Origin of the sequence: Amycolatopsis sp. NPDC051128, assembly GCF_040682715.1 — a bacterium.
Taxonomy (GTDB): domain Bacteria; phylum Actinomycetota; class Actinomycetes; order Mycobacteriales; family Pseudonocardiaceae; genus Amycolatopsis.
Window position 1 is genome coordinate 245,606 of record NZ_JBFBBN010000002.1, and the last position, 13,602, is coordinate 259,207.

Annotated in this window: 14 protein-coding genes; 8 read left to right on the plus strand and 6 right to left on the minus strand. The window is 71.9% G+C overall.

Going from position 1 to position 13,602, the window contains the following annotated elements:
- Positions 1–201: 201 nt before the first annotated feature.
- Entirely contained in the window at positions 202–684 is a 483-nt protein-coding gene (locus AB0M82_RS03290; RefSeq protein ID WP_364717234.1) for a hypothetical protein, read from the minus strand.
- 237 nt (positions 685–921) lie between these two features.
- On the opposite strand from AB0M82_RS03290, the gene AB0M82_RS03295 reads away from it, so the two are divergent.
- Complete coding sequence (locus AB0M82_RS03295) at positions 922–1,203, plus strand: isoamylase (RefSeq protein WP_364717534.1); 282 nt, start codon at positions 922–924, stop codon at positions 1,201–1,203.
- Between the two features lie 7 nt (positions 1,204–1,210).
- Here AB0M82_RS03295 and AB0M82_RS03300 read toward each other — a convergent pair whose 3' ends face one another.
- A complete protein-coding gene (locus AB0M82_RS03300) occupies positions 1,211–1,930 on the minus strand; it encodes a LysR substrate-binding domain-containing protein (RefSeq protein WP_364717237.1) in 720 nt (239 codons plus the stop codon).
- A gap of 41 nt (positions 1,931–1,971) precedes the next feature.
- Between AB0M82_RS03300 and AB0M82_RS03305 the strand changes: the two genes are divergently transcribed.
- The 4 genes from AB0M82_RS03305 (at position 1,972) to AB0M82_RS03320 (ending at position 4,975) form a co-directional block, all read left to right on the plus strand.
- On the plus strand, positions 1,972–2,343 hold the full coding sequence (locus tag AB0M82_RS03305) for a DUF5997 family protein (RefSeq protein ID WP_364717240.1): 372 nt from the start codon (positions 1,972–1,974) through the stop codon (positions 2,341–2,343).
- 45 nt (positions 2,344–2,388) lie between these two features.
- Positions 2,389–3,585 (plus strand): aminotransferase class V-fold PLP-dependent enzyme, encoded by a 1,197-nt coding sequence (locus AB0M82_RS03310; protein ID WP_364717242.1) that lies wholly within the window; start codon positions 2,389–2,391, stop codon positions 3,583–3,585.
- A gap of 77 nt (positions 3,586–3,662) precedes the next feature.
- Entirely contained in the window at positions 3,663–4,118 is a 456-nt protein-coding gene (locus AB0M82_RS03315) for a MarR family transcriptional regulator (RefSeq protein ID WP_364717245.1), read from the plus strand.
- 11 nt (positions 4,119–4,129) lie between these two features.
- Positions 4,130–4,975, plus strand: a complete 846-nt coding sequence (locus tag AB0M82_RS03320; protein ID WP_364717247.1) for a haloalkane dehalogenase — start codon at positions 4,130–4,132, stop codon at positions 4,973–4,975.
- A gap of 548 nt (positions 4,976–5,523) precedes the next feature.
- Here the strand turns inward: AB0M82_RS03320 and AB0M82_RS03325 are convergent.
- On the minus strand, positions 5,524–7,854 hold the full coding sequence (locus AB0M82_RS03325; protein ID WP_364717250.1) for a LuxR C-terminal-related transcriptional regulator: 2,331 nt from the start codon (positions 7,852–7,854) through the stop codon (positions 5,524–5,526).
- A gap of 79 nt (positions 7,855–7,933) precedes the next feature.
- Entirely contained in the window at positions 7,934–8,329 is a 396-nt protein-coding gene (locus AB0M82_RS03330; RefSeq protein ID WP_364717253.1) for a hypothetical protein, read from the minus strand.
- A 293-nt stretch (positions 8,330–8,622) separates the two neighbouring features.
- Between AB0M82_RS03330 and AB0M82_RS03335 the strand changes: the two genes are divergently transcribed.
- On the plus strand, positions 8,623–9,594 hold the full coding sequence (locus AB0M82_RS03335; RefSeq protein WP_364717256.1) for a transcriptional regulator: 972 nt from the start codon (positions 8,623–8,625) through the stop codon (positions 9,592–9,594).
- A gap of 12 nt (positions 9,595–9,606) precedes the next feature.
- On the opposite strand, the gene AB0M82_RS03340 is transcribed toward AB0M82_RS03335, so the two are convergent.
- Complete coding sequence (locus AB0M82_RS03340) at positions 9,607–10,491, minus strand: RNA polymerase sigma-70 factor (protein WP_364717258.1); 885 nt, start codon at positions 10,489–10,491, stop codon at positions 9,607–9,609.
- Between the two features lie 25 nt (positions 10,492–10,516).
- Positions 10,517–10,900 (minus strand): DoxX family protein, encoded by a 384-nt coding sequence (locus AB0M82_RS03345; RefSeq protein ID WP_364717261.1) that lies wholly within the window; start codon positions 10,898–10,900, stop codon positions 10,517–10,519.
- A 132-nt stretch (positions 10,901–11,032) separates the two neighbouring features.
- Here AB0M82_RS03345 and AB0M82_RS03350 point away from each other — a divergent pair, with 132 nt between their 5' ends.
- Positions 11,033–11,980: a GNAT family N-acetyltransferase gene (locus AB0M82_RS03350; protein ID WP_364717263.1), complete on the plus strand. Its 948-nt coding sequence runs from the start codon at positions 11,033–11,035 to the stop codon at positions 11,978–11,980.
- Positions 11,981–12,642: 662 nt separating this feature from the next.
- Entirely contained in the window at positions 12,643–13,335 is a 693-nt protein-coding gene (locus AB0M82_RS03355) for a LuxR C-terminal-related transcriptional regulator (RefSeq protein ID WP_364717264.1), read from the plus strand.
- Positions 13,336–13,602 lie beyond the last annotated feature (267 nt).

Sequence of the window (13,602 nt, forward strand, 5' to 3'; positions counted from 1 at the left end):
GTGCGTCCAACGCACCCAATGTGGCATTCGGTGCGTCCAACGCACCCAATGTGGCATTCGGTGCGTCCAACGCACCCAATGTGGCATTCGGTGCGTCCAACGCACCCAATGTGGCATTCGGTGCGTTGGACGCAACCAACGCCACATTGGGGCGCTTGAAGGCCGACCGGACGCCCGGTCGGAGCAACGCCGGCACCAGCGCTAGCGCCACCACGGTGGCGGGGGCACCGGCAGTCGCAGGGGCTGGCCCGTGTGGCGGCCCGTCCAGCAGTCGGCGAGCCAGCAGGTCAGCGCGACCGGCCCGAGGAGGCTGTCCTCCCACACCGGCGTCAGCTCACCCGCCCGGCGCAGGACCGCTCCGGCCGTGCCACAGAAGGAAACGATCGCGGCGACCGCTGCGTCGGCCCGCTCGCCGGGCCAGGCGACCGCGGCTCCGGGCAGCCGGGCCGGGATGGCCAGGCCGGTTCCGATGGTGCAGTTGCGCGCCAGCTGCACGGCGAGGTCGAACTCGACCGCTTCGGCGTGACGCTGCCGGGCCTGCCAGCGAGGCGAAGCCACAGCCGCGTGCAACCCGGCCAGCCGGGCGGCAACCAGCCCGTCCCACACCGTCAGAAGCACCACTCGCTTGTCGGCCGGATGCACGCCGACGAGCTCGTGGGTGACGGCGCTGAGCCAGGCACACATGTCCTTGACTTGACTATCAGCGGCGACGGTCACGACTGTAAGTTTCCCACCGCAGCACACTTCCGACGCCAAAATGATCATGGTTCATACCAGGACCACCCGGTCGGTGGCGAACCGTTGAGCGGCGTTGTCCCTCCTTCGGGCACTTCAGGTGACCGAACCGTCACCGTTGTGTCATCCTGTCGGCGCTCAGTGCCGAGCACGCCCTCGACCGTCTCCGGAAAGGCCACCGCCGCCGTGATCAAGATCAGCAAAAGCCTGGCCGGCACCCAGCGCGTCACCTTCAGCCTCCCGCTCGAAGCGCCACCCGGACAGGTGAGCGTCGTGGGCTGTTTCAACGAGTGGACGCCCGGCCGGCACCCCCTCACCCCGCGGTCCAACGGCCGCCGCTCGGTTTCGGTCGACGTGGCGCCGGGCGCCGTGATCCAGTTCCGCTACCTCGGGGAGGACGGCTTCTGGTTCGACGACCCCGACCTGCCCGACCGCGCCGATGGCAACTGCGTCTGCGTGACGAACTGACGCCGGCTCAGGACCGGCGGCGCGGCTTGCCGCGCTTCGGCGCACCGCCGCCGCGCCGGGCCGGTTTCGCCGCCGCCGGCTTGCGTTCCGGGCGCTTGCGCTCCGCGGGCGCCTGCGGGCGTCCGCGCGTGCTGTTGACCGTGCGGCCGCGGACGATCCCGATGAACTGCTCCATCAGGTCGGTCGTCTCGTCCTCCAGCCACGACAACGCGACGCTCGACTGCGGCGCGTCCGCGACCGACCGGTAGGTCAGGTCACGGCGGTGGTACAGCCGCGCAAGCGATTGCGGGACGACGAGCACGCCAACGCCTGCGGCCACCAGCTCGATCGCGTCCGCCGTCGTCGCGGGGCGCTCGAACGCCGGGCGGCCCGGCAGGCTCGCCCACTCGAGCGTGTCGTCGAGGGGGTGCAGCACGACGTCGTCCGCCAAATCCACGGTGGACACTTCGTCGGCCGCCGCGATCAGGTGGTCCTTCGGCACCACGACCACCGTCGTCTCGGTGTAGAGCGGGATCGCGTGCAGGCCGTCCCGGTCGATCGGCGACCGCACCAGCGCCGCCTCGGCGCCGCGCTCCCGGAGCAGGCCGGCCGCGTCGGCCGCCGCGACCGGGAGAAGGGTCAGCGGGACCTCCGGCACCCGCTCGCCCCAGGTCCGCACCCACTTGGCGGGCGTCGCTCCCGGGACGTACGCGAGCCGGAAGGAGGCGGGGACGTCCGGGCCGGTCACCGGGTCAGGCTACCCGGCGGGCGCTGGCTACCCTGGACGGCATGACGTCGCACAAGACCACCCAGACGATGAAGCCCGCGACCGCGGCGAAGAAGCTGGGTGTGTACCTCGAAGCCACGCCCCCGGAGTTCCAGGAGGGCGTCGTCTCGCGCGACGAGCTGAACGCGCTGCAGGCCGACCCGCCCGAGTGGCTGCGGGAGCTGCGCCGCACCGGCCCGCACCCGCGGCAGGTGGTGGCGGCGAAGCTGGGCGTCTCCATCGGCGGCCTCACCCGCGGCGGGGTCACCGAGGCGCTCACCACCGAGCAGATCGACGCGCTCAAGGCGGAAAGCCCCGACTGGCTGGTGCGGGAACGCGCCACCCAGGCCGAGGTGCGCAAGGAAGCGGTGCGCGCCAAGGAAACCGGCCGCTAGGGCCGCGCGTCCGAGGCGGCGGCGCACCCGGTCGGAAGGACCGCCATGACCGATGTCTCGCTCGAGGAAGCACGGCGCCTCGACGCCGCCGACGAGCTCGCCGGGTTCCGCGACCGGTTCGTCCCGATCACCGACCCCGGCGTCGTCGCCTACCTCGACGGGAACTCCCTGGGCCGCCCGCTGCGCGCGACCGCGGAACGGCTGCGGGAACTCGTCGACCACGAATGGGGTGCCCGGCTCATCCGGTCGTGGGACGAGCGCTGGCTCGCGCTGCCCGAACGGATCGGGGACGAGCTGGGCCGCGTCGCGCTCGGCGCGGCGGCCGGCCAGACCATCGTCGCCGACTCGACGTCCGTGTGCCTCTACAAGGCGCTCCGGGGCGCCGTGGCGCTGCGGCCGGACCGCGACGAGATCGTCACGGACACCGCGAACTTCCCCACCGACCGGTTCCTCGTCGAGAGCGTCGCCGCCGAGCTCGGCTTGACCGTCCGATGGCTCGAAACCGAAGACGTCGCCGCCGTCACGGGGCCGCGGACGGCGGTGGTCGTCCTGTCCCATGTGGACTACCGCTCGGCGGCGATCACGGACCTGGCCGGCGTCACCCGGCTGGTGCACGAACGCGGCGGCCTCGTCGTCTGGGACCTCTGCCACAGCGTGGGCGTGCTCCCCGTCGAGCTGGACGCGGCCGGCGCCGACTTCGCCGTCGGCTGCACGTACAAGTTCCTCAACGCCGGGCCCGGCGCGCCCGCGTTCCTCTACGTCAACGCGCGCCACCACGAGGCGTTCGGCCAGCCCATCACCGGCTGGATGGGCGCGGCCGACACCTTCGGCATGGCCGAGCACTACGTGCCCGCGCCCGGCATCCGGCGGGCGCTGTCCGGCACCCCGCCGGTGCTGGGCATGGTGGGCGTCCAGGAGGGCGTCGCGCTGCTGGCCGAAGCGGGCATCACGCGCGTGCGGGCCAAGGCCGTCGCGCTGGGCCGGTGGGTGCTCGCCCTCGCCGACGCCTGGCTGGTCCCGCTCGGGTTCACGGTGGCCTCGCCCCGCGAGGACGCCCGCCGCGGCGGACACGTCACGCTGCGGCACCTCGACGCCGAGCGGCTTTCCCGGGTACTCATCGAGAACGGCGTGCTCATCGACTTCCGCCGACCCGACGGCATCCGCATCGGGCTGAGCCCGCTCACGACCGGCTTCGCCGAGGTCCGGCGGGCCATGGACCGCATCCGCGAACTGGCCGGCTGAGCCCGGCCGTCACGAACGGCTCGTTCATGACGGTCAGATAATAGCTATGTAATTAGTAGCCATGTACTGTATCTCCGGTGAGCAGGACTCCGAACGGACCGACGCCCGGCTCCCTCGTCTGGCGGCTGGCCATGAAATGGCGAGTGGCCGTCGACCGCGCCCTCGCGCCGCTGGAGCTGACGCACGCCCAGTACGTGCTGCTGTCTTCGCTGTATGGCATGGAACGCGCCGGGCAGCAGCCGAGCCAGCGTGAGCTCGCCGACCGGACCGGGCTGGAAGCGCTCTACGTGTCCAAGCTGGCACGCGCCCTCGACGCCGACGGCCTCATCGGGCGCACCCGCGACGCCGCGGACACCCGGACCATCCGGCTGACGCTCACCGACCGCGGCCGCGAGGTCGTCCGGCCGGCGATCGCCACCGTCCGCGAGCTGCTGGACCGGCTCCTCGCGCCGCTCGGCGGTCGTGACGGCGAGCGCGCCGGAGCCTTCGTCCGCGAGCTCACCCTCCTGCTCGACACCCCACTGGATCCCTGAAGGGACAAGTCATGCCCGAGATCTCCGAACTCCACCACGAAGAGTCCGGCACCGGCACCCCGATCGTTTTCCTGCACGGCAACCCCGGTTCGTCGTACGGCTGGCGCAACGTCCTCCCCGGCGTCGGCGCCGGACGGCTGCTGGCGCCCGACCTCATCGGCATGGGCCGCTCCGCCAAGCCCGACATCCCGTACGCCTTCGCCGACCACGCCCGCCACCTCGACACGTGGTTCGACGCGCTCGGCCTCGACGACGTCGTCCTGGTCGGGCACGACTGGGGTGGCGCGCTCGCCTTCGACTGGGCCGCGCGGCACCCCGGCCGCGTCCGCGGGGTGGCGTTCTTCGAGACCATCGTGAAGCCCATGGCCTGGGAAGACCTTTCGCCGCAGGCGGCGGAACGGTCGCGGAAGATCCGGACGCCGGGCGTCGGCGAAGAGCTGTTCCTGAACCAGAACCAGGCCGTCCGCCAGGCGTTCACCGGCGGCGTGCTGACCCCGGTGTCCGACGACGACCTGGCGGTCTACCTCGCGCCCTTCCCGACACCGGAGAGCCGCCGCCCGCTCCTCGCCTGGGCCCGCCAGATGCCGCTCGGCGGCGACCCGGCCGAGCTCGTCACGCGCATCGAGGCCTACGACGAGTGGCTGGCGACCAGCGCCGGCACGCCGAAGCTGCTCATGACGTTCGAAGGCTCCCCGACGCTGCTCATCGGGGAGCGCATGGCTCAGTGGTGCGCGGAGCACGTCGCCGCGCTGGACGTCGTCGCCTGCGGGGAAGCCGGGCACCACGCCCACGAGGACCGGCCCAAGGAGATCGCCGCCGAGATCGCCGCATGGCTGGACCGGCACGGCCTCCGCTGACCGTCAGGTGCGCCGCAGCCGCGGGGTCGCGCCCGCGGCGCGGGCCGGGGTGTCCGACGGCTGCATGACGTGGCTGAGGCTCGGTGCCGGCGCCGTGCGTCGCGGACGCGACCGCGCGCAGCAGGCTTGGCGAGGGGTGGCTGCAGGGGTCTTGGTCTCGATCTTCAAAGCTCGTTGATCCCTTCTCCCGCCAGGAAGCTGCCAGGACACTCCGTCCACTTCAGACACATGACTCCGCCGAAGCCGCGGACGGGGATCAGCGGACCCGTTCGTTTCGAACATCGCGATTTCGTAGGCCTCGCGGGAGGTCACCAGCGAGTCGCGGCCGCCGTGGCACCGGGGTTCACCGGGACTTGGCGGGGTCGCGATCGAGCCCAACGCCGGCTGGTGTCGCGCGTCGCAAGTTGTTTGACGTTCGGCCGAGCGCCCCAATGTGGCGTTCGGTGCGTCCAACGCACCCAATGTGGCGTTCGGTGCATCCAACGCACCCAACGCCACATTGGGGCGCAAACCCCGGGCCCTCGTCAACGAACCTTGGACGCGCGACACTAGGGCGTCGTCGGCACCTGCGCGGTCCGGGTCGCCCAGGCGGCCACCTGGGCCCGGGAGTCGAACCCCAGCTTCCGCAGGATCCGGTTCACGTGGCCCTCCGCCGTCCGGCGGGAAATGACCAGGCGATCCGCGATCTCCTGGTTCGACCGGCCGTCCGCGATGAGCACTGCGACCTCCTGTTCCCGGTCCGTCAGCGGTGTCGGCCGCTCCGGGACGGGGGCCGGCTGGAGGGACTCCCCGAGCGCGTACGCGATCGCTTCCGGCAGGCCGAATTCCCGGCCGCGCCGGTGCGCGGTTTCGAACCGCGTCTCCCCCAGTGCCCGGCGGGTCCGCGTTTCGCAGTCGCCGTGCGGGGCGCCGAGGTAGCGGGAACCGAACATCGGGAACCCGACGGCCGGCCAGATCGACCGGGCGCACCCGAGCATCGTCGCGGCCGGTTCCCAGTGTTCCCGCGCGGCCTCCGTCCACGCCAGCACCTCCATCGCGAGCACGATGCCCAGCAGGTCGTGGAACATGCTCTTGACGCGCAGGCAGTGGCGCCCGTGTTCGGCCGCCCGGTCGAAGTCGCCGCGGCCCAGTGCGACCAGCGCTTGGACGTAGATCGCGTAGGCACGGGCCCACTGCTCACCGTGGGCGAAGCCGGTCGCGCACGCCTCTTCGCACAGCTCGCCGGCCCGGTCGAGATCGCCGAGGAAGATCGAGGCCACGGCCAGTTCGATGCCGGCCAGCATCACGTTGCTGTTCAGCTCCCCGAGCCGGCGGTACCGGGCCCGCGCCTCCTCGAAGAGGGTTTTCGCGTCGCCGACGTCGTCGCCGACCAGCAGGTTGCAGCCGAGCCGGTGCGTGGCGTACGCCAGCGCCACCTCGTCACCGGTGCGCGTCGCATAGGCCCGGCATTCCTCCAGCATCGCCACCGCCGCAACGTTGTCGCCCTGCAGAGTCGCGACGTAACCGTTGACCCACAAGGCTTTCGCGCGCTCTTCGCTCGGTTCGGCGGCGAGGGAGAGCGCGCGGTCGAGCCAGTGACGGCCTTCGCCGAACACCCCGCAGCCCGCCCAGTAGAACCAGAGGGTCGAAGCGAGCCGGAGCCCGGCCTTCAGCTCGCCCGGGACCGTGAGGCTGTAGTCCAGGGCAGCCCGCAGGTTCGCGTGTTCCGCGCGGGTCCGCCGGAAGATCTCCGCCTGCTCCGGGCCGAACCAGGCCCGTTCGCTCCGCACGGCCAGCGCGAAGCAGTGGTCCCGCATCCGCCGCAGCACCGCCGCCGTTTCCCCGGACTCGCTCAGCCTGGCGCGGCCGAACTGCCGCAGCGGCTCCGGCAACCGGAACCGTGCCCGGTCGTCGTCCGCTTCCCGGATCAGCACCGACTTCTCCACCAGCCCGGCCAGCCGCTCCCACAGCTCACCGGCGGGCAGCCCGTCGCCGGCGCAGACGCGCTCGGCCGCCGTCAGGTCGAAGCCGCCGGCGAACACCGACGCCCGCGCCCACAGGTGCCGTTCGGCCGGGTCGCACAGCGCGTAGCTCCAGCCGACCGCGGCCAGCAGGGTCTGGTGCCGCGGCTCGCCACCCCGCTTCACCGTCCCGGGCAACCGGAAGCAGTCGCCCAGCCCGGATTCCAGCTCCGCCAGCGTCAGCACCCGCAGCCGGACGGCGGCGAGCTCGATCGCCAGCGGGATGCCGGCCAGCAGGCGGCACACCTCGGCGACGCGCTCCTGGTTCTCCGCCGTGACGGCGAATCCCGGATCGACCGCCGCCGCGCGTTCGGCGAACAACGTCATCGCCGGGTAGCGGAGCCAGGCCCCATCGGGCAGCGGCCGCCCCGGTTCGGGCACCGGCAGCGGGGAAACCGGCCAGAGGTGCTCGCCGGGCAGCGCGAGCCGCTCCCGGCTGGTCGCGAGCAGCCGGAGGCCCGGCGCGGCCCGCAGCAGGTCGTACGCGAGCGTGGCACAGCCGTCCAGCAGGTGCTCGCAGTTGTCCAGGACGATCAGCAGCCGCCGGTCCCGGAGGTGCTCGGCGAGCACGAGTCCCGTGCTCCGGCCGGTTTCGTCGGGCACCCCCAGCGCTTCGAGCACCGCGTGCGCGACGAGCGCCCCGTCCTGGAGCCCGGCGAGCTCGGCCAGCCAGACGCCGTCGGGAAACGCGCGGGACAACCCGGCGGCGGTCTCCACGGCCAGCCGGGTCTTGCCGACCCCGCCCACACCGCTCAGGGTGACCAGCCGCGCCCGGGTCAGCAGCAGCTTCACCTCGGCCACGTCGGACTTGCGGCCCACGAAACTCGTGGTGTCCGCAGGCAGGTTGCCCTTGCCGCACCCCGCGCCCGCCTTGCTCACCGTTGAACCGTAAGGACGGCCCGGCGGGCAGGTCAATGCGACCGAACGGGCGTCCCTCGGAGGATGCAACCCCGCGACGTCACGCCTCGGGGAGCCGGTACAGCGCCGGCGCGGCCCCGCCGTGCATCGCGGCCAAGCTGGTGCGGCAGGCCTGGCGCACCTCGCGGTTGGCCGCCGAACCGGCCTGGCCGCAGCCCGGGCAGAACACGTGCACGGCACCGGGCGGGGTCACGTCGACGGCGACCTCGACCGGGCGTTCGCAGCCGCGGCACCACCGGTGCCCGGTGACGACGAGGACGTGCAGCGGATCGCCGACGCACTCGTGGACCCAGCACCGGTGGACGTAGCACGTGCTCCGGGTGTGCGGGCTGAGGCCGTATTCCTCGGCGGTGTCCTCGGCGGCCAGGATGGCGGCCAGCCGCCGGTCGGCGAGGCCGGCGTAGCGATCACGCGGCGCGGCCGGGGCCTGGCGCAATCGCGAGGTGCCTGCGGTGTCTGCAGTGGCTGAGGTGTCTGAGGTGTCTGAGGGGGCGACCACCCGGAGGTGGGGACGCGACATGTTTCCGACCTCCCACGGTCCTCGACAGCGGTTCGAGCCTCCCCCGGGCCGCACGGCACCACACCCGTACAAGTACGCGACTCCCTACCTGTTTTGACCACATACCGCATTCGGTTGACTACTGTATGCACTGATGGCGCTCGCCGGTGCGGCACCCGGCGAGTAGAATGCAGGACCCCAACGACGGGTGCAGCCAGGAGTCGAGGTCCATGACCAACCCCGAGTTCGACCTTCGCCAGGCCTTCCCCGAGCGTCCCGGACCGAACGACGCCGAGCAGCTGGAGAAGCAGACCAGGGCCTTGCGTGCGGTCGACTACCGCAGCGGCGGCGGCATGTGCCGCGACGCCGTGCTCGTCCGCATCCGCCGCGGGCACGAGCTGCTCGTGGCGTGCGGGGCGGAGCCGCTGCGGACCCGGCTGTGCTCCGCGGTGGCCGACCTGCACAACCTGGCCGCCTGGACGAGCTTCGACAGCGGACACGTCGGCGCGGCGCACCACCACCTCGATCTGGCGCTGTCACTGGCCGAACACTGCGGCAACGACGAACTGGCCGCCAACCTCTACTACCGGCGCGGCCGGATCCACCTGCACCACGGCGCGGCGGACGAGGCGCTGGTCCAGTTCCAGCACGGCAGGCTGGCCGCGCGGCGGTCCGGCTCCTCGCTGGCGGCGAGCATCCTCAGCGCGAACCAGGCGTGGGCCTATGCCGCGAAGGGCGAAGAACAACTCGGGCTCGAACTCCTCGGCCGCGCCACCGAGGAGTTCGAGGCGGCCGGCTCCGGCGATCCACCGGACTGGGCGCGGTTCTTCACCGAGACCGACGTGGCGGCGATGGTGGGCACCGTCCACACCGAACTCGCCATGCGCGTCCGGCCGTCCCGCGCCCGGGCGGCGGTCGCCGCGCTGACCGAGGCGGTCGGCCAGTACGGTCCGGACATGGCCCGCAGCCGCGCGTTCTGCCTGGCCATGCTGGCCATGGACCACCTGCTCGAAGGCGAGCTCGAGCGTGGCTCGGAGATCGGCACCGAAGCGGTCGACACGGCCGAGACCCTCAAGTCCGTGCGCACCAAGGACCGCCTGCGGCCACTCAAGCTGGCCGCGGAGAAACGCCGGGACCACGCCTCGGTCCGCGGCCTGGCCGACCACATCACGGCGTTCGTCGTCAGCTCGACGCACGTCTGAAGCCCGCTCTGATCAATTCAGCGTAAGCGCGGTCTCGGATTCGACGCGGGTCAGCTTTTCCGGATTGCGCACGTAGTAGAGGCCGGTGATGCGGCCGTCCTCGACGCGGGCCGTCATGACGCCGTCGATCTCGCCGTCGAGGCGCAGCACGAGTCCCGGGTTGCCGTTGACCACGGTGGGACCGGTGGTGAGCGTTTGCTCGGTCCGCCCGATGCCGCCGAGGATGAAGCGGACCAGCTTTCCGGCACCGGACACCGGCCGTAGCGCGGCCTGCTTGACGCCGCCGCCGTCGCTGAGGAGGACGACGTCCGGGGCGAGCACGTCGAGGAGGCCCTGCAGGTCCCGGCCGTCGAGCGCGCGCTGGAACGACGCCAGGACCGCCCGGGTCTCGCTCGCGGAGACCGTCGCCCGCGGCCGCCGGGCGTCGACGTGCCGCCGGGCGCGGTGCGCGATCTGGCGGACGGCCGCGGAACTCTTGCCGACGGCGTCCGCGATCTCGTCGTAGCCGAGTTCGAACACTTCGCGCAGCACGAAAACGGCCCGTTCGGTCGGCGCCAGCGTCTCGAGGACGAGCATGAGCGCCATCGACACGCTCTCGGCGAGTTCGACGTCCTCGGCCACGTCCGGCGCGGTGAGCAGCGGCTCGGGCAGCCAGGGGCCGACGTACGCCTCCTTGCGGCGCTTCATCGTGCGCAGCCGGTTGAGCGCCTGCCGGGTGGTGATCCGGACCAGGTAGGCGCGCTCGTCGCGCACCGCTCCCTGGTCGGCTTCGACCCACCGCAGCCACGTTTCCTGGAGGACGTCCTCGGCGTCGGCCGCCGATCCGAGCATCTCGTAGGCGACGGTGAAGAGCAGGTTGCGGTGGGCGACGAAGACGTCGGTGGCGGGGTCGCTCATGGCTCGGCCTTCTCCCTCGTGGTCGTCAGGCGGTGAAGGACGCGGGACCGAACCGGCCCCAGGCGACGAACACCGCGATGGCCAGGTAGCCCACGTTCAGCGCCACGAACCGGTAACCGCGGTAGCGGGCGTGGGTGATCATCGCACCGATCATCAGCAGCACCCAGCAGACGGCGGTCACCGGCACGAGCGCCGGCGCGATCCCGACGACGGCGGGCAGGATCAGCCCGGCCGCGGCCAGGAGCTCGAGGACGCCGAGGGTCTTGACGAAGCCGGCGCCGACGTCCGCGGTCCACTCCCCGCCCGGCGTGCGGGCCAGTTTCGCCCGGGGCACGAACGCTTTGCTGACACCACCGGCCAGCGCGACGACGGCGAGCAGGCCGGCGGCGATCCACAGTGCGAGGTTCACGAGATTCTCCTTCGTTCCGGTTCGGCCTCGAGACACCGCGGAACGGCGGGCTGTGACAGGGCATGACCCGGATCACTCCGCCGGGCCGGAAAACGGTTCGACCCGCTCGCGGATGGCTGCCACAGTGCGCCCATGGCCGAACTCCTGACCGCCGCGGACGTGCAGCTCATGCAGGAGCTGGCGCAGCGGGTCACCGCCACCCGCCCGGACCTGGTGAACAGCGACGCGTCGTTCGGCGAGCTGGCCTGGAACTGGGGCAGGGGACACGCCGTCGACGGCGCGAGCTGGCGGCGCCGGCTGTGGTTCGCCGGCGGGGATCCGGTGGCGTGGGGCTGGGTCACCCTCCCGCGCCGGGTGCGGCGGAGCGACGGCTCGGTGACGGACGTCGCCGGCGCCTACCTGGCGTATCAGGTCCATCCCGGCCACGCGGAGCTGGTCGACGAGGTGATCGCCTGGTACGACGACACGGCGGGGGCCGTCGAGCGCACGGTGCTGCCGGGCGCCGGCGACGCGTTCGCCCTGGAGCGGTGGGCGGCGCACGGCTATGTGCCCGACCAGGCCGCCCTCGGCGACACCGGATCGTGGACCCAGCTCAACGAGCGGGACCTCACCGACGTGGAACAGCCGGTCCTGCCCGGCGGCTTCCGGTTCCGCACCGCCGCCGAAGCCGGGCCGGAGGCCGCGGTCCAGGCCCATGTGGACGCCTGGGCGCCGACGACGTACACGGCCGAGAGCTACGAAGGCGTCCGGCAAACGGCGCCGTACCGCGCCGACCTGCACGTCCTGGTCGAAGCGCCGGACGGGACGATGGCGGCGTCGACGATCATGTGGCTCGACGAGGTGAACAAGACCGCCGAGTTCGAGCCGGTCGGAACGCATCCGGGCTACCGGCGCCGGGGGCTCGGCAGGGCGATGCTCCTGCACGGAATGCACCTGGCGCGAGCGGCGGGGGCGACAAAGATGACGGTCGCCTGCCTCGGGGCGCCGGGGCGTCCCGAGGCGCGCGAGCTGTACTACGGCGTGGGGTTCCGGGAGCTGTCGCGGGACGCGCCGCTCAGCAAACCCGGGACCGCGGGCTGAAACCCCGGCAGGGAACCTCCGCCGAGGCGATGCTCTGACCGCCGGGCCGCTTCAGCGAAGTCGCGACGTGTCCGGGCGCGGCCCGTTCCAGAACGGCGGTTCCCGCGTCGGTCAGTACCGCGAGCTGTCCTCTTCGTCGAGCCACCGGGATCGCTTGGCCACAGGAGCAGGAGATCGTCGCCGGCCAGCCCGGCCTCGGGGTCCGCCTTGACCCAGCCGGCGTCGGGGCGGAGTCGCCGCTGATCGCGCTGCGGCCGCTGTTCGACCGGTTCGAGCACCTGCGGGTCGCCCCCCTCCCCCGCGGCCGTGGCCGTGCCGCGCCGGGTACCCCTACCGAAGGCGGGGCCGGGGGTCCGTACCTGCGGCGGGGCCTACCCCAGTGTTGGCGCCGAACCGCTGCGCCGGCATTGACGGGCCATACCCCGTTGGCTAGCGTACGAGTCGTCGGCTTGGTTTGTTTTCAACGAAACGAGCCGAACAGATCTGTCCGGGTGGGACTCGAGGTTGTTCTGGGGAAGGACTCGGGTTTTCCGCTGGGGTGGCGAAAAGGATTCGCCCGGACAGCTGCTGGACCCTTCGACGGGGCACATGGGGGGTCTTTGACGTCTTTGTCCGTTCGACGATGCCCCGACATGCACAATGATTCTGGGGGTTAGAACTCGATGAACACGCGTGTTGATTCCGTGGTCGAGCGGCCGACAACCTTGCGGCCCGCCCTGCCGACCGTCGCCGAAAGGCAGCAGCCGAGCGTCCCGTCCTTCGACATGTCCGACGTCTGTATCGCGAACCTCGGGCCCGACCTGCGGGTGATCGAAGCCAACGGCGACTTTCTCCGGCAGCTGGGCCGCACCTCGGCCGACGTCTATGGACAGAGCTTTGTGGACTTCGTGCACCCGAGTGCCAAGCAGTTCACCCTGCAGCAGCTGGCAAAACTGAACGAAGGCAAGCGCGACCGGTTCAGCGCGCGCCTGGTGGGCGCGCGGTCGGCGCAGCCGGTGCTTTCGGGCGGGCTGACCGGCATCGCGGTGCGGAGCCGGACCGGCCAGGTCACCACGATCGTCGTCCTGGTCAAGCCGGACCGGGCCGCGGACGCCCCACGGCCTGCGGCCGAAAAGACCAAGCTGCTCAGCGAGCTGGACGCGAAGGTGCTCGAGGGCGTCGCCGCCGGCATCTCCACCGTGCAGCTCGCGTCGAAGCTCTACCTGAGCAGACAGGGTGTCGAGTACCACGTCGGCGCGATGCTGCGGCAGTTCAAGTCGCCGAACCGCTCCGCCCTGGTCTCGAAGGCGTATTCGCAGGGCATCCTGTCCATCGGCCACTGGCCGCCGAAGGTCATCCCGCAGTACATCCGCTGACCCCGCCGTCCGGACCAGCGCGCTGAACGTCCCGCTGCTGCTGGACCGCAACATCGACGAACTGACGTCGCGGCGCGAACCGGGGAATCGGCACGACGCCCGGCGCATCATTCTGGGGGTTGGACGCGCCGGACGCCGTACCTCGCTGGCGGGAGGAGGGAGGTCTCCCGCCGGGTCTTCGGCCGCGTCCGCGGATCAGGTCGAGGAAAGCAGCTCCCAGGCTCGCGCGGCTCGAAGACGGCTTGTGCCCGCCGTCGTCGGGTAGCG